Genomic DNA, 18,632 nt, shown 5'->3' with positions numbered 1-18,632 from the left:
GGGCCGGTGCCGCCAAGGTGCGCGGAATGTTCGGGTCCGTCAAAGCGAAACCGGGCCGCCGCGATCAGGACCGGCAAGCGACTGTGGCAGAGATGCTGAGCGTCATCATCCCGGCCAGCAACGAAGAGGCCCTGATTGGCGGCTGTCTCGCGGCGCTTGCAGCGTCGGAGGAACCCGGACTGCCGGTGGAAGTGATCGTCGTGGCCAATGGCTGTGTCGACGATACCTTTGCCGTTGCCGAGGCGGCCCGCTCTGCGATCGAAACGCGCGGTTGGCGGTTCGAAGTGATCGACAGGGCCGAGGGCGGCAAACTCGAGGCGCTGAACGCCGGCGATCTGATCGCCACTCCGGGCGGGATGCGTGCCTATCTGGATGCCGATGTGACGGTGTCGCAGGGGTTGCTGGCCGAAGTGGCGCAGGCCCTGGCCTCGGACAGCCCGGCCTATGCGAGCGGCCAGGTCAGGATCGTGGGAGGGCCGGGCTTTGCCAGCCGGGCCTATGCCCGGCTATGGGCGCAGGTCCCTTTCATGAAGAACAGCGTTCCGGGTTGCGGTTTCTTTGCGGTCAATTCCGCCGGTCGCGCGCGATGGGAGGAATTCCCACACGTGATTTCGGACGATATCTTCGTGCGTCTTCAGTTCGCTCCGGAGGAGCGCCATCAGGTCAGCGCCGGATACGATTGGCCCATTGCCGACGGCTTTGCCCGCCTTGTGACCGTCCGCCGGAGGCAGGATGCCGGGGTGGCCGAGATCAGCCGGCTGTATCCTGATTTGCAAGCACACGAAGACAAGGGCCGGATGGGGATGGCGGGGGCGATCCGCCTTGCGTTGCGCGATCCAGTGGGTTTCGCGGTCTATGTCTCCGTCGCAATACGGGTCCGTATGGCCAGACAGGGCGCCGACTGGAGCCGAAGCCGATGACCAGCTTTGTCCGGAGCTTCATGACCGGGGGCAGCTTGACGCAGCGTGTGCTGCGCTCTTCGGCCTTCACGTCGGGCGGGTTCGTGATGGCACAGGTGATCCGTCTTGCGTCGAACCTGATCCTGACCCGCCTGCTGTTCCCCGAAGCCTTCGGCCTGATGGCCATGGTGTCGGTGTTCATGATGGGGCTGGTGATGTTTTCGGACGTCGGCGTCGGGCCGGCCATCATGCAATCCAAGCGGGGTGACGAGGATGATTTCCTCGATACGGCTTGGACGATCCAGATCATTCGAGGGTTCGCGCTGTTCATCGTGGCCTGTATCCTGACCTGGCCGATGTCGCTGTATTTCGGTGAGCCGGACCTGATCTATCTGCTTCCTGCCACGGCGCTGACCCTGATTATCTATGGGTTCTATCCGACCCGGCTGGAGACCCAGAACCGCCATATGCGCGCCGGTCGGATCACGCTGATCGATCTGGCCACCCAATTGATCAGCCTGTTTGTCGCCGTCGTTCTGGCGTGGATCTACCAGTCGGTCTGGGCCCTGGTCCTTGGCGGGATTGTGTCGGCATTGGGTCAGCTTGTCCTGCTCAATGTCTATTTGCCGGGCAAGACCAACCGCCTTCGCTGGGAAAAGGAGGCCGCGTCCGAGTTGATCCATTTCGGCAAGTGGATCTTCCTGAGCACGGTTTGTGGTTTTGCCATCGGGCAGGCCGACAAGGTGATCATCGGCGGCTATCTGAGCACCTATAGCTTCGGCATCTATAACATCGGATATTTCCTCGCGGCGTTTCCCCTGATGCTGGGCGGGATGGTGACGCGCCGCGTCCTGATCCCGATTTATCGGGAGAGCCCGCCGAGTGCCTCGCCCGAGAATTTCCGTCACCTTCGCAAGATGCGTTTTGCCGCCACGGCCGCGCTGATGCTGTTTGGCATGGCCTTGGCCTTTGTCGGGGTCTGGCTTGTCGGCGTGCTTTACGATCCTCGATATCAGGCGGCGGGCGGCGTCGTTGTGCTGATGGCCGTGATGCAGATGCCTGCGATCATCGTCCTGACATATGATCAAGCGGCCCTCGCCTCGGGCGCGAGCCGCCGTTACTTCGTGCTCGCGGCCGCGCGCGCCTTGCTGATCGTCGGGGGGATGATCGCCGGTCTGATGCTTTGGGGACTGCCCGGCGCGATCATCGGACAGGGGGCGGCGTTGGTTCTCGCCTACCCGGTCGTCGTTTGGCTGGCCCGCCGCGAGGGGGCTTGGGATCCCCTCCACGACGCCAGTTATGCGGCGCTTGCCGTCGTCGTCGGGGGCGTGGCTATTTGGGTGAATTGGCCTAGTATAGCGGCATTGACGGCAATGATTTCAGTTTAGACCTCTCGATTCGCCTCAAAAAGACCTCATTTTTTGGGCATGTATTCGGCGTTGAGATGGGGTGTTCGGGTAGGTGGCATGACCGATGAGAGCCAGATTCAGCCAGTCGACGAGGGCGATATCGCCATCGTGGGCATGGCGGCGCATTTGCCGGGGGCGCCATCGGTTGACGCCTATTGGCGTAATCTGCGTGACGGCGTTTCGTCCATTCGGCGCCTGACCCCGGAGGAGCTGACCGCAGCCGGTGAGCCTGCACATCTGGCCAGCCGCCCGGATTACGTTCCCTTTGCCGCGACCTTGACCGATTTCGAGCAGTTCGACGCCGAGTTCTTCGGGTTTTCCCCCAAAGAGGCGGCGATCATGGATCCCCAGCATCGCCAGTTTCTGGAGACGTCGTGGGAGGCTCTGGAAAACGCCGGCCATGTTCCCGAGACCTTTGACGGACCGATTGCCGTCTATGCGGGCTGTGGCATGGGCAGCTATTTCTATTTCAACATCTGCTCCAATCCCGATCTGGTGGACCAGACCGGGATGTTTCTGCTGCGTCATACCGGCAACGACAAGGATTTCCTGAGCACCCGCCTGAGCCATATCCTCGACCTCAAGGGGCCGTCGATCAACGTCCAGACCGCCTGTTCGACGTCGCTTGTCGCCACGCATATGGCCGCCCAATCCCTGCTCAACGGCGAATGCAACATGGCGCTGGCGGGCGGAGTGACGATCGAGTTGCCCCACGCTCGCGGCTATGTCTTCAAGGAGGGCGAGATCCTGTCGCCGGACGGTGCCTGCCATGCCTTTGACCATCGCGCCGAGGGCACGGTGTTTGGCTCTGGCGTCGGTGTCGTGGTGTTGCGCCGCATGGCGGATGCCGTGGCCGATAGCGATCATATCTGGGCTGTTATCAAGGGCAGCGCGATCAACAACGACGGTGCCGCCAAGGCCGGGTACCTGGCCCCCAGCGTCGACGGTCAGGCCGCCGCGATTGCCGAAGCGCAGGCGGTGGCGGGCGTGAATGCCGATACCATCGATTATGTCGAGTGCCACGGCACCGGCACCTATCTGGGCGATCCGATCGAGGTTGCCGCTCTGACCGATGCGTTCCGCCGCACCACGGACAAGGCAGACTTTTGCCGCATCGGCTCGGTCAAGACCAACATCGGCCATCTCGATACCGCTGCCGGTGTGGCGAGCCTGATCAAGACCTCGTTGGCCTTGCATCACCGCGAGATGCCCCCGTCGCTCGGCTATGAGAAGCCAAACCCGGCCATTGCTTTTGATGGATCACCCTTTGCGGTGAATGACCGTTTGATGCCTTGGGTCCGCGCCGATCACCCGCGCCGCGCGGGGGTGAATTCATTGGGCGTGGGCGGCACCAATGCCCATGTGGTTTTGGAGGAAGCGCCGGATCGCGGTGCCTCGGACGAGAGCGATTGGCCGTTCCAGTTGATCACCCTGTCGGGCCGGTCGAAGCACGCCTTGCAAGAGCAGGCGGTCAATCTGGCCGCCCACTTGCGCGCGCATCCGGATCAGCCCCTCGCGGACGCGGCGTGGACCTTGCAGGCAGGCCGCCGCGCATTCGAGCGTCGCACCGTCGTTGTCGCCGAGACACCGGCAGAGGCCGCCGATCTTTTGGACGAGAATGATCCTCGCCGGGTCTTTACCCACACCGTCGTGGCCGACGATCCAGAGGTGGTGTTCATGTTTCCGGGCGGCGGGGCGCAATATGCCGGCATGGCCCGTGATCTGTACGACACCGAGCCGGTTTTCCGCGACTGGATGGATCGCGGTTTGGAGATTTTGCAGCCGAAGCTCGACTACGACATTCGCGCACTGTGGCTCCCCGAAGCTGCCGATCTCGAGCAGGCCGACGCCCGATTGCAGCAGCCGAGCGTGCAGCTTCCGCTGATCATGATCACCGAATATGCGCTGGCCCAGCTCTGGATGAGTTGGGGCGTGACGCCCGCCGCGCTGATCGGTCACTCGATGGGGGAAAATACGGCCGCTTGTCTGGCGGGTGTCTTCTCGTTCGAGGATTGCATCGGCCTTGTCCATTTGCGCGGCAGCCTGTTCGACACGGTACCCAAGGGTGGCATGCTGTCTGTCGCCCTGTCGGCAGAGGCGCTGCGCCCGCATCTGGGCGAAGAGCTGGACCTGGCCGGGATCAACGCGCCGGGCCTGAGCGTGGCCACCGGCCCGCAGGCCGCGCTTGACCGGTTGGAGACATCGCTCAAGGCTCAGGAGATTGATTGCCAGCGCATCCCAATTGATATTGCGGCGCATAGCCGGATGCTCGATCCGATCTTGGAGCCGTTCGGCGCCTACCTTCGCTCGATCTCATTGAGCCCACCCCAAATCCCCTTCGTGTCGAACCGCACCGGCGATTTCATCACCGATGCCGAGGCGACGGACCCGGACTACTGGGTCGGCCATCTGCGTAATACGGTGAATTTCGAGGGTGGCCTGACCAAGCTGTCCGAGGTAGCCGCTCGGATTTACATCGAAGTCGGCCCCGGCAAGGCGCTGTCGTCCTTGGCTGGGCAACACGGAGCGCTGACCCCGAACCAGGTGATCAGCACGCTGCGCCACCCAAAGGATCCCGTCGCCGACGACGCCTATTTCATGGCGATGCTTGGCCGGGTCTGGGCGATGGGCGGCCGCTTTGACTGGGATCAAATCTGGGGCGAGGCAACGCGCCACCGCCTGCCGTTGCCGACCTATCCGTTCCAGCGCAGCCCCTATTTCATCGAGGCCCGCGCACCAGAGGCGAAGTCGGCCGAGACTTGGCTGACCCGCACGGATGCGTTGGAGGATTGGGGCTATCGCCCCGTCTGGACGCCTGCCTATGCGCCGTGTTCGGTGGACGTGACCGGCGATCTGTCAGATGCGCCTGCCGAAACCTGGCTGATCTTTGACGACAGTGCCGGGGTCGCCGCGTCCGCAGTCGCGAGATTGCGCGAGGCGGGCCAGCGAGTGCTGACGGTGAAGGCGGGCGATGCCTTTGCCCGGCTGTCGGACGATGCCTATCTGATCGCGCCCGAGCGTGGTCGTGAAAGCTATGACCTGCTGATCCGCGATCTGGTGGCCCGCGATCTGGCGCCGACCCGGATTGGCCATTTCTGGTTGGTCACGGCGGACGAATGGCATCGTCCCGGTTCGAGCTTCTTTCACCGGACGCAGGAGCAGGGGTTCTGGTCCTTGCTGTTCCTGGCGCAGGCTCTGGCGGGCGAGGGTGTCGATGAGCACGTGCATCTGACAGTGCTGACTTCAGATGCGATGCAAACCCGCGATGAGCCGCTACGCTATCCTGACAAGGCCACGGTGATGGGCCCGGCCCGCGTCATCCCGCGCGAGTTTCCAGGCGTGACCTGTGCGGTTCTGGATCTGGCGTTGCCGGTGCAAAAGCGTGGCAAGGTCGAGCTGGCCGATGCGCTGCGCCAGACCGTGCTGGAGGAATTGCTGGCCGATCCCGCCAATAGCGTCGCCGCGCTTCGAGGCGATCGCCGGATGCTCCGCGATTTCCGCTCGGTTCCGCTTTCGTCTGAGCAGCCGCTGACACTGACCAAGGGTGGCGCTGTGTTGCTGACCGGCGGTTTTGGCGGCATTGGCCTGACCATCGCCGAGGAGCTTATTCGCCGCTTTGATGCCAAGATCGCCTTGCTCGCCCGCAGTCCGCTGCCGCCACGTGCCGAGTGGGACGGCCTCAAGCGCAGGCTTGCGCCAACGGATCGCGTCGCACGCCGGATCGCGGCGATCGAGCGTTTGGAGGCGGCCGGTGGCACGGTGATCGCGCTGGCCGCCGATGTAAGCAACGTCGAGGACATGCGAACGGCAAAGGCCGAGGCGGAGGCCGCTCTGGGCCCGATCTGCGCGGTCATCCATGCGGCTGGCGTGATCGACGATGCGCCGATTCTTTCCAAGCTGCCAATGAGTGTGGAGGATGTCTTCACCCCGAAAATCCACGGCACGCAGGTGCTGGACGCTCTTTTCCCCGATGGCAGTCTGGAGTGGATGGCCCTGTTCTCGTCATCCTCGACCGTCACGGCCCCGGCAGGGCAGGTCGATTATGTGGCGGCCAACGAATATCTCAACGCCTTTGCCAAAGCCCGGTCGGGTGGCAAGACGCGGGTCGTGGCGATCAACTGGGGCATCTGGTCTGACGTCGGCATGGCCGCAGACGCGATGGACGCTCGCACGGGTGGAGCGCCGCCGCCGGTCTTGCCAGCGGATGTGCCGATGTTGGATCAGGCGACGTTCGACGCCGAGGGCAACCGTCTGTTCACGGCCGAATACACCACGGATGATTGGTTTGTCGGCGAGCACCGCACCAAGGCGGGCGATGCGCTGCTGCCCGGCACCGGCTATCTGGAACTGACCGCTCAGGCGCTGGCCGCGCAGGGTGAAGACGGACCGTTCGAGATCCGAAATCTGTATTTCCTGCGTCCTCTCAAGGTGGATGATCAGGGCGCCACCGCTTTGCGATTGTCATTGCCCCGCACTGATGTGGGGTATGATCTTGCGGTCGAGGCGGGACTGGCTGGCCTTGGTCTGGAGCGGACGGCGGAGGCGACGCTGAGCCTGCTGCCGATTGCTGCGCCGCCCCCGCTGGACGTGGCGGCGATTGCCGCCCGGTGCGCTGCCCCGGTGGTTGCGGACGCTGGCGACACATTGGTGTTGCCGCAAGAGGCCCATCTGGATTTCGGCCCCCGCTGGCGGGTGTTGACCGAGACGGCGTTTGGCGACGGCGAGGGCCTTGCCAAGCTGCATCTGTCCGATGCCGCCCGCGCCGATCATGGCTATGTGCTGCATCCTGCCTTGATGGATCTGGCAACTGGTTGGGCGATGGACCTGATCGCCGGATATGCGCCGGATCACCTGTGGGTGCCGGTGTCGTATCAGTCTGTGAAGGTCTATGGCGCGCTGCCGGACGAGATCGTCAGTTGGGTCCGCAATGGCGCAGACAACCGCGCTGATGGCCAGTCGGCCACCTTTGATGTGACGCTCGCCGCACCAGACGGCACCGTATGTGTCGAGATCACGGGCTTTACCATTCGCAAGATGGAAGGCGCGTTGAGCTTTGCCGCCCCCGCGCCGGCCGTGGCCGGGGCGGACGTGCCACGCCCGCTTTCGCCTGCCGAAGAGCGTTTGCGCCACAATCTGACGCAGGGCATTCGCGCCGAAGAGGGCGCTGAGGCGTTCTTGAGGGCGATGGCGTTGGGTCGGTCGCAGGTGGTTGTTTCCTCGCTGGATCTGGCGGGCCTCACCGCGCAGGCGGGCGAGGCGGACCGGGCCGAGGGTGCGAGCCAGAGCTTTGATCGCCCCGAACTCGACAGCGACTATGCCCCGCCTGCGAACGATATCGAGCATCGGTTGGCGGGGTTCTGGCAGGATCTGTTGGGCGTCGGTCAGGTCGGTGTCGAGGACAGCTTCTTTGATCTGGGCGGCCATTCCCTGATTGCGGTGCGCCTGTTTGCGATGATCAAGAAGGCATATGGCGTCGATTTCCCGATCTCGGTGCTGTTCGAGGCTCCGACGATCCGCACCTGTGCGGCCCTGCTGGCCGAGCGGGGTATTCCCACCGAGGAGGGCGCCGAACCAGCAGCAGCGCCCGCGACCACGGAGCGTCGATTTACGCACCTCGTGCCGATGCATTCGGGCGAAGGTGGGCCGAAGACGCCGTTCTTCTTGGTGGCCGGGATGTTCGGCAATGTGCTGAACCTGCGCCATCTGGCCCATCTGTTGGGCACGGATCGGCCGTTCTACGGCTTGCAGGCCCGTGGCCTCTATGGCGATGCGGCACCCCATACCGATCTGGTCGAGGCGGCCCGCGATATGATTGCCGAGATCCGGCAGGTGCAACCCCACGGCCCCTACATGCTTGGCGGGTTTTCCGGTGGCGGGATCACCGCCTATGAGATCGCTCAGCAGCTGACCGCTGCCGGTGAGCAGGTTGCCTCGCTTGTGATGCTCGATACGCCTTTGCCGCAACGCCGGCCGTTGAGCCGCCGTGACAGGGCGGTGATGCAGTGGCAGGAACTGACGGCCGGCGGCGTGACCTATCCGCTGCGCTGGGCGTGGAACCGCGCCTCGTGGGAGATCTCGAAACGCCGCAAGCGCGACGTCGAGCCTGTGGATGAGGCGCCGCAGTTCCATGATGCCGCCATCGAAGCCGCCTTTTACGAGGCGATCGCCCGTTATGAGACCAAGCCCTGGGACGGTCCACTAGCCTTGTTCCGGCCGCCTTTGGTCGGCAAATGGCAGGTCGCGCCGGGCCGCTGGGTGTCATCCGAGCGGGCCTATGTTTTGCCGGACAACGACTGGACAGGCCATGCGCCGAATATCGAGGTCTTTGAGGTGCCGGGCGATCACGATTCAATGGTGCTGGAGCCCAACGTCCGCGTGCTGGCCGCGCGGATCAAGCGGGTGATCGATGCCGCGGAACGCTCCGCCCAGGTCGATCATTGGGCCAGTGACAGGGCCGCCGAATGACAAAGAAACCTCGCCTTCTGACCATCGTTCTCAACTGGCGCACCGCCGAGATGACCCTGCGCTCGGTCGAGGCCGTTCGCGCCGCGATGAGCCGTCTGGACGGCGAGATCATCGTTGTCGACAACGACAGTCAGGACGGTTCTTTCGAGGCGATCTCGGCCCATGTGGCCAAGGCCGGCTGGGACGATGTTCGCGTCATCCAATCCGGCCACAACGGCGGATTTGGCGCGGGCAATAACGTCGGTATCCGGGCGGGGCTGTCTGACGGCAGCCGGCCCGATCTGGTCTATGTGCTGAATTCCGACGCTTTCCCGGCACCCGATGCCGTCGAAGTGCTGGAGATGTATCTGCGCGCTCACCCGCAGGCGGGCTTTGCGGGCAGTCTGATCCACGGCCCGCGGAAAGACGTTCATCTTACCACCTTCCGGTTCCCGTCGATCGCGAGTGAATTCGAGGGGGCCGTTCGCTTTGGCCCGATATCGCGCCTGCTTAAATCCAAGGCCGTGCCGCTGCCCACCCCGGAACATGCGGGCCGCGTCGATTGGTTGGCCGGGGCCAGCATGATGATGCGCATGGATGTGCTCGACAAGATCGGTCTCTTTGACGAGACGTTCTTTTTGTATTTCGAGGAAACCGACCTGTGCCGTCGTGCCGCCAAGGCGGGCTTCGAGGTGCATTTCGTTCCGCAAAGCCGGGTGGAACACATCGGATCGGTCTCGACCGGGATGAAGACATGGGGCCGGGTGCCCGCGTATTGGTTTGAATCCCGCCAGTACTATTTCCGCAAGAATCATGGTCGGTTCTATGCGCATTGCGCGACGTTTGCGCATGTTCTGGGCGGCGCTTTGCATCGGCTTCGAGCCAAGCTGAGTGGCAAGCCACCGACCGACCCGCCGCATTTCCTGCGGGATCTGATTTCTCATGAGCTTCGCAGTCTTCGGCGCCCGGACCCGGAATCCTCAAAGGCCAGAGCTTTGGAAGGAGCGTCCTGATGTCCTTTTCCGTCCTGTTGATCGGCCATGAGGCGCTGACGATCCAATGCGGCAAGATGTTGATTGCGGCGGGCCAAAGCGTGGCGGCCGTCGTGAGCGCCGATGTCGATGTGGTCCGGTGGGCCGAAGAGGCCGACCTCTCGGTCGTCGCGCCGGGCAAGGGGTTGGCAGAGCGGTTGGCGGGGCTGCGCTTTGACTGGATCATCAGTGCGGCGAACCTGACCCTGATCCCCGAAGATGTGCTTGCCCTCGCGGCGAAGGGCGCCATCAACTTTCACGACGGTCCATTGCCCGCCTATGCCGGTCTCAACGCCCCGGTTTGGGCGATCCTCGCGGGTGAACGTCAGCATGGTGTCACGTGGCATCTGATCGAAGGTGGCGTGGACGAGGGCGATATCGTCGCTCAGACCCTGTTTGACATCGCCCCGGATGAGACCGTCCACAGTCTGAACACCAAGTGCTATGCGGCCGGAATCGAGAGCTTTTCCGATGTGATCGCGGCGCTTGATGCCGGTGTTCCGGACCGAAGGCCGCAGGATTTGAGCAAGCGCAGCTACTTTGCCCGCGCCCATCGCCCCGAGGCCGGAGCGGTGATGGACTTCACGCTTGGCACGGCGGACGTTCTGCGGCTGCACCGTGCCTTGGATCATGGCGAGCGCGACAATCCGGTGGCAGCGCCAAAGATCGTGATCTCGGGCCGCCCTCTTGCGCTGGGTCGCGCCCAGTCAGTAGAGGCCGTCGGGTCGGCCGGAACGGTTCTGGCGGTTGAGGCCGATGCGCTGACGGTGGCCACGGCGGACGGGGCTGTGCGTGTGTCCGGTCTGACCTCTCTCGACCGCGATCCTGTTGATCTGCAGGCCAAAGTGGCCGTGGGAGATGTGCTGGATCGCCCCGACCCAAGGCTCACCGACGCTCTCGCGGATGCCGCGAAGGCCGAGGCGTTCTGGCGCGGGCGGCTCGCCGAATTGGTGCCCGTCGAGCTTCATTTGCCCGGCGAGGGCGGCGCGGAGATGTCGTTCGAGGTGCCGCAGGGGGCGATGCTCGACGAGGTGGCCGGTGCGTTCGGCGTAATTGCCAGCCAGTTGATGCCGGGTCTTTCGCATTTGGCGTTTCACGTGCCCGTGCCCGAGCCTTTGCGCGGATATGTTTCCGATTGGGTTCCGATCGAGGCGGCGCCGGGCCGAAGTTTGACCGAAGCCACGACGTCCGTCGCGGATCAAATTCAGGCCGCCCGACAGCGCGGCAGCTTTGCCGCTGATCTGCCGTTGCGCATCGCGGGCGGGATTGCCGGTGTGCCGCAGATGGCGATCAGTCTTGGCGATGGCCCTGTCCGCGGCGCGGTCGTGACGCTGGAGTGCGTCGAGGGCGCCGTGCGGCTGCTTGGCGATCCGGAACGGATCGGCATGGACGGAATTGCGCTCTTGGCGGGTCGACTGAGGGCGGTGCTGGCCCATGACCGGGATGCTTCGCTTGCGGAGCTGCCGTCGCTGCCTGCCGGTGAGCGTGATCTGGTGCTCAACGTCTGGAACCAGACCGCTGTGCCGTTCGAGGATGCCGCCTGTATCCATTGGATGATCGAGGCACAGGCCCAGAGCCGCCCGGATGCCGTTGCCGTGACCTGCGAAGATCAGAGCCTGACCTATGCCGAATTGAACGCTCGCGCCAACAAGGTGGCTTCGGTGTTGCGTTCGGCAGGCGTGGTTCCGGGCGCGCGGGTCGGTCTGCACATCCGCCGGTCGACCGATATGCTGGTCGGCGCGATTGCCATTCTCAAGGCAGGCGGCGCTTATGTGCCGCTTGATCCCGCCTATCCGGCGGATCGCGTCGCGCTGTATATCGAGGATAGCGGAGCTTCCGTAATCCTGACCGAGACGGCGCTCGCCGCCGATCTGCCTGCCCATCAGGCGCAGGTTGTCCTGATCGACAGCGACCCTCGGATCGACGCCGCCCCTAGGGCGGATGTCGATGGCGGAGCGGGGCCGGATGATCTGGCCTATATGATCTATACCTCCGGTTCGACGGGTCGCCCCAAGGGCGTGATGATCGAGCATCGCAATGTGTCGAATTTCTTCACGGGCATGGATGACCGTATCCCGCACAAGGCCGGGGATCGCTGGTTGGCCGTCACGTCGCTGAGCTTTGACATCTCGGTGCTTGAGCTGTTCTGGACGCTCGCCCGCGGTCTGACCGTCGTGATGTCGGGCGAAGAGAGCCGGGCCCTGGTGTCGGATGCGCCGATGCAATCGGTCGGTGGTATGGACTTCAGCCTGTATTACTGGGGAAACGACGATGGCGCGGGCCGGGGCAAATATGAATTGCTGCTCGAGGGCGCCAAGTTTGCCGATGCCAATGGGTTCTGTGCGGTCTGGACCCCGGAGCGCCATTTCCACGCCTTTGGTGGTCCCTATCCGAACCCGTCGGTAACTGGTGCTGCCGTCGCTGCGGTGACCCACAACATCGGGGTTCGCGCGGGAAGCTGCGTCGGACCGCTGCACCACCCCGCGCGCATCGCCGAGGAATGGGCGGTGATCGACAACCTGACCGGCGGTCGCGCGGGTCTGGCCATTGCATCGGGCTGGCAACCGGATGATTTCGTGCTCCGTCCGGAAAACACGCCGCCCAACAACAAACCCGCGATGTTCGAGACGATCGAGCAGTTGCGCAAGCTGTGGGCCGGGGAGCCTGTCGGTTTCCCGACCGCCAAGGGCGATATGTTCGACGTGGTCACCCAGCCGCGCCCGGTGTCGTCCAAGTTGCCGATCTGGGTCACCACCGCTGGCAACCCCGATACTTGGCGCGAGGCGGGACGGATCGGCGCCAATGTGCTGACCCATCTGCTTGGCCAGTCGGTTGCCGAGGTCGAGGGCAAGATCGCGCTCTATCACGAGGCGCTGCGCGAGGCGGGCCACGATCCGGCGGATTTCAGCGTGACGCTGATGCTGCACACCTACCTTGCCGAGACCCGCGATCAGGCCCGTGAGATCGCCCGCGAGCCGATGAAGGATTACCTTCGCTCTGCCGCTGGCCTGATCAAGCAATACGCTTGGGCGTTTCCGGCGTTCAAGAAGCCGAAGGGCGTGGACAACGCCTTCCAGCTCGACCTTGGCTCGTTGGAGGACGAGGAGCTCGAAGGTATCCTCGATTTCGCGTTTCAACGCTATTTCGACGAGTCGGGCCTGTTTGGCACGGTCGAGGATGCGATGGCCCGCGTGGCGGAGATCAAGGCGATCGGTGTGACCGAGGTGGCCTGTCTGATCGACTATGGCATTGCAGTGCCGACGGTGCTGGAGGGCCTGCGCCCCTTGGGCGAGGTCGTCGCGCAGGCGAATGCGGACACGCAACCGGCAGAGAGCGACTACTCCATCGCCGCTCAGATCCGGCGCCACAAGGTGACCCATCTGCAATGCACACCGTCGATGGCGCGGATGCTTGTGACGAATTACGACAGCCGTGCCGCTTTGGCGGAGGTCACGCAACTGATGATCGGTGGCGAGGCATTGCCGGGTGCTCTGGTCGCGGAGCTACAGGCCGCGGCGCCCAAGGCCCGGATCGAAAACATGTATGGCCCGACCGAGACGACGATCTGGTCGACCACGCGGACGGCCGTGGCCGGCGACGGGATCACCGGGATCGGCACCCCGATTGCCAATACCCAATGCTATGTGCTGGATGCCGAGATGCGGCCTGTCCCTGTCGGCGTGGACGGGGAGTTGTGGATCGGCGGCGCGGGCGTTGCGCGCGGCTATTGGCAGCGCGACGATCTGACGGCGGAACGGTTCCGGCCCAACCCCTTTGCCGAGGGTCGCATATACGGCACCGGTGATCTGGTCCGCTGGCGGCCTGACGGCACCCTCGATTTCCTCGGCCGGGCTGATCACCAGGTGAAGCTGCGCGGCTACCGCATCGAGTTGGGAGAGATCGAAGCGGTTCTGGATATGCAGGACGGTGTCAGTCAGGCCGTCGTGATCCCCCGCGAAGATACCCCCGGCGTCGTGCAGCTGGTGGCTTACGTAACCGGTGCCGCCCCGCCGGACGAGCCGGTGCTGAAGGCGGCGCTGGCGGCTGAATTGCCCGCCCATATGGTGCCGGCGCGGATCGTCCCGATCGCTGCGTTTCCGCTGACGCCCAACAAGAAGATCGACCGCAAGGCATTGCCCGCGCCACAGGGCCGCGCATCGGTGAAAGCAGTGCAGGCACCGGACTCTCCGATCCCTGCCAACATCGCGGCCAGTGCCTCAACCACTTCGAAAGTGGCGGAGATTTGGGGCCGTATCCTTGGCGTATCGGGTATCGGGCCGCGCGACAGTTTCTTTGATCTCGGCGGTCATTCCTTGCTGGCTGTGCAGGCCCATCGCGAGATCCGCGAGGCTTTGAATGCGCCAGGTTTGGGCATTACGGACATTTTCCGTTTTCCCACGCTAGGGGCGCTTGCCGGCCGGATCGATACTTTGACTGGCGTGCCGTCGAACATGCCGACACCTCTGGTAGAGCCCGCCAACGACCGTGCGGCGAGCCGGTCTCAGGCAATGGCCCGCCGCCGCGAACTGAGGGCGCGTCGCGCGGGGCGCGGGTGACGATCGCGGCCGGATTGGTCGCGGAATTGCAGGCGCGTCTGGGCGAGGACGTGGGTGTTGCCGCCAGGGAGATTTCCGGACCAATGCCACTTTGGCCGGAAGAGAGGCGAGCCTTGGACCGTGCCACACCCGACAGATTGGCCGAGTTTTCGACCGGTCGAGCCTGCGCGCGTGCCGCGATGGTGAACCTGGGTGCACCGGAGGCGGCTGTGCCGGTGGGGCGGGATCGTGCGCCGATCTGGCCCGAGGGGATCGCCGGTTCCATCAGCCACGGGTCGGGTCTGTGTGTGGCGCTGATCGCACACGCAGCGAAGTATCCGATGCTGGGGGTCGATCTGGAGCCTGATGCTCCCTTGCCCCCGGACGTGGTGGCGGAGGTGCTGTTTACCGCCGAGCATCGTGTCCCTGTTTCTGACCAGCGCATCCTGTTTTCCGCCAAGGAGGCCGTCTACAAGGCGTTCTATCCAATTGCTCGGCAGGTTTGGGGGTTTGACGCGGTGCAGGTCAGGCTCGATGGGGCGGCGTTCGAGGCGCGTATCACGGTGCCGGTGCACGGCTGGACCAACGACACCCCGGTGCACGGGCATGTGCTGCGCCGTGATGGCGTGATCGTGACGGCGCTGTCCCTTTCGCCTTTGAAATAAGGCGATATTGTGGCGCTGAATTCGGAAATCGAAACGCGTCGTTTCCAGAATGCGCCGGATCCGCCGTAGAACTCTGCGCTCAATTTTCGTAGAATGTGACGAGGGTATGGCGCGAAACCGGCAATAGCCGGACACGCGCCCCCGAGGGGCAAAATCAGATGTGCAGGGGTGGGCCCTGTTCGTCACGTCGAGGAGATGGCGATGAGCCAACTGACGTCCCCGCGATTCCTGCTGCGTATGCTGTGGCGGCGGCTGCCGATCATTCTGCTTGTGCTGATGGTCGGTTTGCCGGCCTCTGTCTGGTTTGCGCTGCAACAGCCGCGGCTGTTCGAGGCGACGGCCGTCATCCAGATCGAAGCGCCGCAAGTCTCGGAGCAGTTGACCGGATCGGCGGCGATGACGACCAGTGCGGATTCGCAATTGGACCTGATCCAGCAAAAGCTGATGTCCCGGGACAACATGGCCAAGATGGTTGCGCAGTTCGGTCTGTTTCCGGGCCAATCCCCGAGCCTGCAAGTCGGCTTCTTGCGGGAGGCGGTCGCCATTGTGAAGCTGGTCGATCCAAGTCAGACGTGGCGCCCCGATGTGCAGCCGTCTGGCTTGGCCATCACGGTGCGGCTCGATGATGCCGAATTGGCGGCTGCCGTGGCGAACGAGTTTGTCCGTGAGATTCTCGAAGAGGCGCAGGTCCGCTCCGAGGGACGCGCGGCGCGGACGCTTGATTTCTTTGTCAGCGAAGAGGCGCGCGTTTCGGCCGAGATTGTCGAGATCGAGGCCCGGCTTGCGGAATTCAAACGGACCAATGCCGCCGCTCTTCCGGAGGGCCTCGATGCTCAGCGGGACCGGTTGACCCGCCTTGCCGAATCCCAGATCGCGATTGATCGCCAGTTGATCGAATTGCAGACCTCGTCGGATCGGCTGCGCGATGACGAGTTGGCCAGACAGACCGACCTGTTGCAGCAGCAGCGCAGCCTGATCACCGAAAACATCCGCCAGATCGAACGTGCGCTGACCGAGGCTCCGGAAGTCGAGCGACAGTTGAATGCGCTGAACCGGGAGCTGGAGCAGTTGAATGCCGAGTTCGTGGTCATCACCTCGCGCCGGACCGAGGCGGCCATGACACAGCTGTTGGAAAGCCAGGATCAGGCGGAACGCTTCACCATTCTGGAGACCGCGGTTCCGCCGGAATTCGCAGTGTCGGCCAGCCGCAAGAAGATCGCCATGGCGGGCGGTGTCGCGTCGTTGATCCTTGCTCTGGGGGCGGCGCTCAGTTTCGAGACGATGAATTCGGCCATTCGCACGGCGGATCAGCTTGAGGCGCAGTTGGGTATTCGGCCGGTGATCGTGGTTCCCAATCTGACAACTCGACGGACCCGGATGCAACGTGGCGGCGGATGGCTCATCGGCTTGGCGGCGCTTCTGGCCGCAGCCTATGGGGCGGTGCAGGGCTGGTTTGCTGGGCTTCTCGACCTGCTGCCGTTTTCACGCACGGCGGCAAGCGGTCAGTAGGCGTAGTCGCCCTCGACCTCGGCCTTGTTCAGCACGACCCCTAGTAATGGCTTGTCCTCTCCGATCCGCCGCTGCGCTTCGCGCACTTCCTCTGCCGTGGTGATCCCTCCGCCGACGACCATCAGCAGGCAATCGAAGTGCGGTCTGAAGGCGATCACGTCGTCTTGCGCCAAGGCGGGTGGCAGATCAAAGAGCACCACTTCGGGTGCAAACATGTCTTCCATCTCGGCCAACACCTCGCCGGTGCTTGGCTGTTGAAACAACTCGGCAGCGAAATCCTCGACCTGACCGTTGAGCCCTAGTGCAAGGTTCGTCCCGATGTTGAGCCGTTCGCCCTGCAAACGCGTGAAGTAGTCCGGTGCATCGGTGAGCCCGCGCAGATAGTCGCCGGTGCTGCCCGCATTGCGCACCCCGAGGTAACGCGCCAGGCCCGGTTTGCGAAGATCCATATCCATCAGGATGGTCCGGCATTGGTCATAGCGCGAGAGGGTCACGGCGAGGTTGATCGCGGTGAAGCTCTTGCCGCAACCGGCGGTCGGAGACGTGATCGCGACGCGCCGCCATCCCTTCTCGGCCAATGCCTGAACCAACCGCGTCCGCAGCACATCGAAGGCCCCGTGGGCAGGGTCGGTTCGCTTGGCGGTTATCACGAGATTGCGTTCGAGCAGGGCCGGGGAGACGTCGAGCATCGGCAGTCCGGCCCATTCCGCGTTCAGAGCTTTGGGCGAAGGCGCTCTTTGGGGTGGTGCGGGCTGTGCCGCTGGTTTTGCGGCGGGCTCTGCGGGCTCTGCGGGCGCTTTGGGTTGTTCGATCGGGGCGGCGGCCGTGGCTTCGCGGTCGGTGGGCGTCACGGCGTCTTGGGCTGCCTCCGGCTCGTCGGCCGGTGGCTCCACGCTTTCGCTCAAAGCGGCACGGAGGGCGGCCGACTGCGCGTCGAGTTCCGTCGTTGCGGGCGCGCCGAGCTTCGCGATCTCGGCGAGCAGCCTTGCGCGTTCGCTGGCGTCGAGCCGCGGCCGTCCTGTCCGCCGGGAATATTTCGCGTTCATACCGTCGCTAACCTATCTGTGTATCCACAGCCTTTTGCCCGACAATCTGGGCGTAAATATGCCATTGGTGCAACTTTCACGACAAATGATGTGCCGAAATTCGGGGCCATCCGACGGTCATTTATACTCGATCAGCGTGGCGGTTTGCCCTCTCGCCCGCCGCCAGAAGTAGAACAGCATCCCCTGCAGGTTTGGGAGCTTGGCGAGGGTGTAGAATGCGGCGTGTTGCGCGGCCTCTTTGCCCGGTTGCCCCTGAGCCTTGAGCCCGCGCGCGGTGCGCCACCAAGACAGGCCGTAGATCGCCAGCAAGATCAGCGCCACAAGTGGCAGCGCGGCCAGAAGAGCCAGCAGGATGAGCAGTGGCAGCACCGCTCCGTAGAGCCAGACCCGCCGCCGTTCGGCCACGAAATGCGTGCCGTGCATTCCGCCGACTTCGGCAAAGCCGTGCCCCGACCGCACGTTGCGCTGCCACCATTGCCCAAAGCGGGTCAGGTTCGCGTCATGGCGCGTCATGTCCAGCGGAAGCCGCCGCGCCGTGAACCCGGCCGCGCGCACCCGCAGGCAGAAGTCTTCGTCCTCAGAGCAGATCAGCGCGGGGTTGAACCCGTCCACCTTGTCGAAGGCTGTGCTGCGCACCAGCATGTCGCCGCCACAGGAGCGGATCTCGCCTGCCGGTCGGTGCCATTCGATATCGCACATCTGGTTGTAGACGCTGGCATCGCGGTGGATTTCCGACCGCCAGCCTGTGACCAGTCCGAGGGTCGGATCGCGATTGAGCTCTGCCTGTCCGGCGGCGATCCAGCCTTGGACCAGCAGGCAATCGCCGTCGACGAATTGGATATGGTCCGGCAGACCGTCGGCTCGAAGAGCCTCGACCCCGGCGTTGCGGCCACGCGCGGCGGTGAAGGCTTGGCTGGTGTCAAGCTCGACGACCTCAACCCCCAAGGACCGCGCCAAGGCGACGCTGCCGTCCCGCGACCCGGAGTCGACATAGACCACACGATCGACCTGCTGGATCAGGCTGGTCAGGCAGTGCCGCAGCCTTTCGCCTTCGTTCCGGCCAATGGCGACCGCGCCGATGCTGCTTATCATGC

General features: G+C 64.1%; 9 protein-coding genes. 7 read left to right on the top strand and 2 right to left on the bottom strand.

Features of this window, described 5'->3' with window-relative positions; all coding sequences use genetic code 11:
- Window positions 1-26 precede the first annotated feature (26 nt).
- The 7 genes from LOM8899_RS05020 to LOM8899_RS04990 all read left to right on the top strand — a co-directional run bounded on the left by LOM8899_RS05020 (window position 27) and on the right by LOM8899_RS04990 (window position 16,492).
- On the top strand, window positions 27-920 hold the full coding sequence (locus LOM8899_RS05020; protein ID WP_306456465.1) for a glycosyltransferase: 894 nt from the start codon (window positions 27-29) through the stop codon (window positions 918-920).
- The gene (locus LOM8899_RS05015; protein WP_093991008.1) at window positions 917-2,287 is read left to right on the top strand and encodes an oligosaccharide flippase family protein; all 1,371 of its coding nucleotides are present in this window, start codon (window positions 917-919) and stop codon (window positions 2,285-2,287) included. The genes LOM8899_RS05020 and LOM8899_RS05015 overlap by 4 nt, the downstream gene beginning before the upstream one ends.
- 78 nt (window positions 2,288-2,365) lie before the next feature.
- The gene (locus LOM8899_RS05010) at window positions 2,366-8,773 is read left to right on the top strand and encodes a type I polyketide synthase (RefSeq protein ID WP_093991007.1); all 6,408 of its coding nucleotides are present in this window, start codon (window positions 2,366-2,368) and stop codon (window positions 8,771-8,773) included.
- Window positions 8,770-9,765, top strand: a complete 996-nt coding sequence (locus tag LOM8899_RS05005) for a glycosyltransferase family 2 protein (RefSeq protein ID WP_093991006.1) — start codon at window positions 8,770-8,772, stop codon at window positions 9,763-9,765. Before LOM8899_RS05010 ends, LOM8899_RS05005 begins: the two co-directional genes overlap by 4 nt.
- Entirely contained in the window at window positions 9,765-14,339 is a 4,575-nt protein-coding gene (locus tag LOM8899_RS05000) for a MupA/Atu3671 family FMN-dependent luciferase-like monooxygenase (RefSeq protein ID WP_093991005.1), read from the top strand. The genes LOM8899_RS05005 and LOM8899_RS05000 overlap by 1 nt, the downstream gene beginning before the upstream one ends.
- On the top strand, window positions 14,336-14,983 hold the full coding sequence (locus LOM8899_RS04995) for a 4'-phosphopantetheinyl transferase family protein (protein WP_093991004.1): 648 nt from the start codon (window positions 14,336-14,338) through the stop codon (window positions 14,981-14,983). The genes LOM8899_RS05000 and LOM8899_RS04995 overlap by 4 nt, the downstream gene beginning before the upstream one ends.
- Window positions 14,984-15,184: 201 nt before the next feature.
- A complete protein-coding gene (locus LOM8899_RS04990) occupies window positions 15,185-16,492 on the top strand; it encodes a GumC family protein (protein WP_168770469.1) in 1,308 nt (435 codons plus the stop codon).
- Here the strand turns inward: LOM8899_RS04990 and LOM8899_RS04985 are convergent.
- Both LOM8899_RS04985 and LOM8899_RS04980 read right to left on the bottom strand, forming a co-directional pair.
- A complete protein-coding gene (locus LOM8899_RS04985) occupies window positions 16,486-17,538 on the bottom strand; it encodes a CpsD/CapB family tyrosine-protein kinase (RefSeq protein WP_093991002.1) in 1,053 nt (350 codons plus the stop codon). The two genes, LOM8899_RS04990 and LOM8899_RS04985, sit on opposite strands and share 7 nt — an antisense overlap.
- 117 nt (window positions 17,539-17,655) lie before the next feature.
- Window positions 17,656-18,630 carry a glycosyltransferase family 2 protein gene (locus tag LOM8899_RS04980; protein ID WP_093991429.1) on the bottom strand — a complete coding sequence of 325 codons (975 nt, stop codon included), beginning with the start codon at window positions 18,628-18,630 and terminating at the stop codon, window positions 17,656-17,658.
- Between the last annotated feature and the right edge of the window lie 2 nt (window positions 18,631-18,632).

It is taken from the genome of Flavimaricola marinus, assembly GCF_900184895.1.
Taxonomy (GTDB): domain Bacteria; phylum Pseudomonadota; class Alphaproteobacteria; order Rhodobacterales; family Rhodobacteraceae; genus Flavimaricola; species Flavimaricola marinus.
The sequence above is the reverse complement of the archived record's forward strand: the minus strand, read 5'-3'. Positions and strand labels throughout refer to the sequence as shown.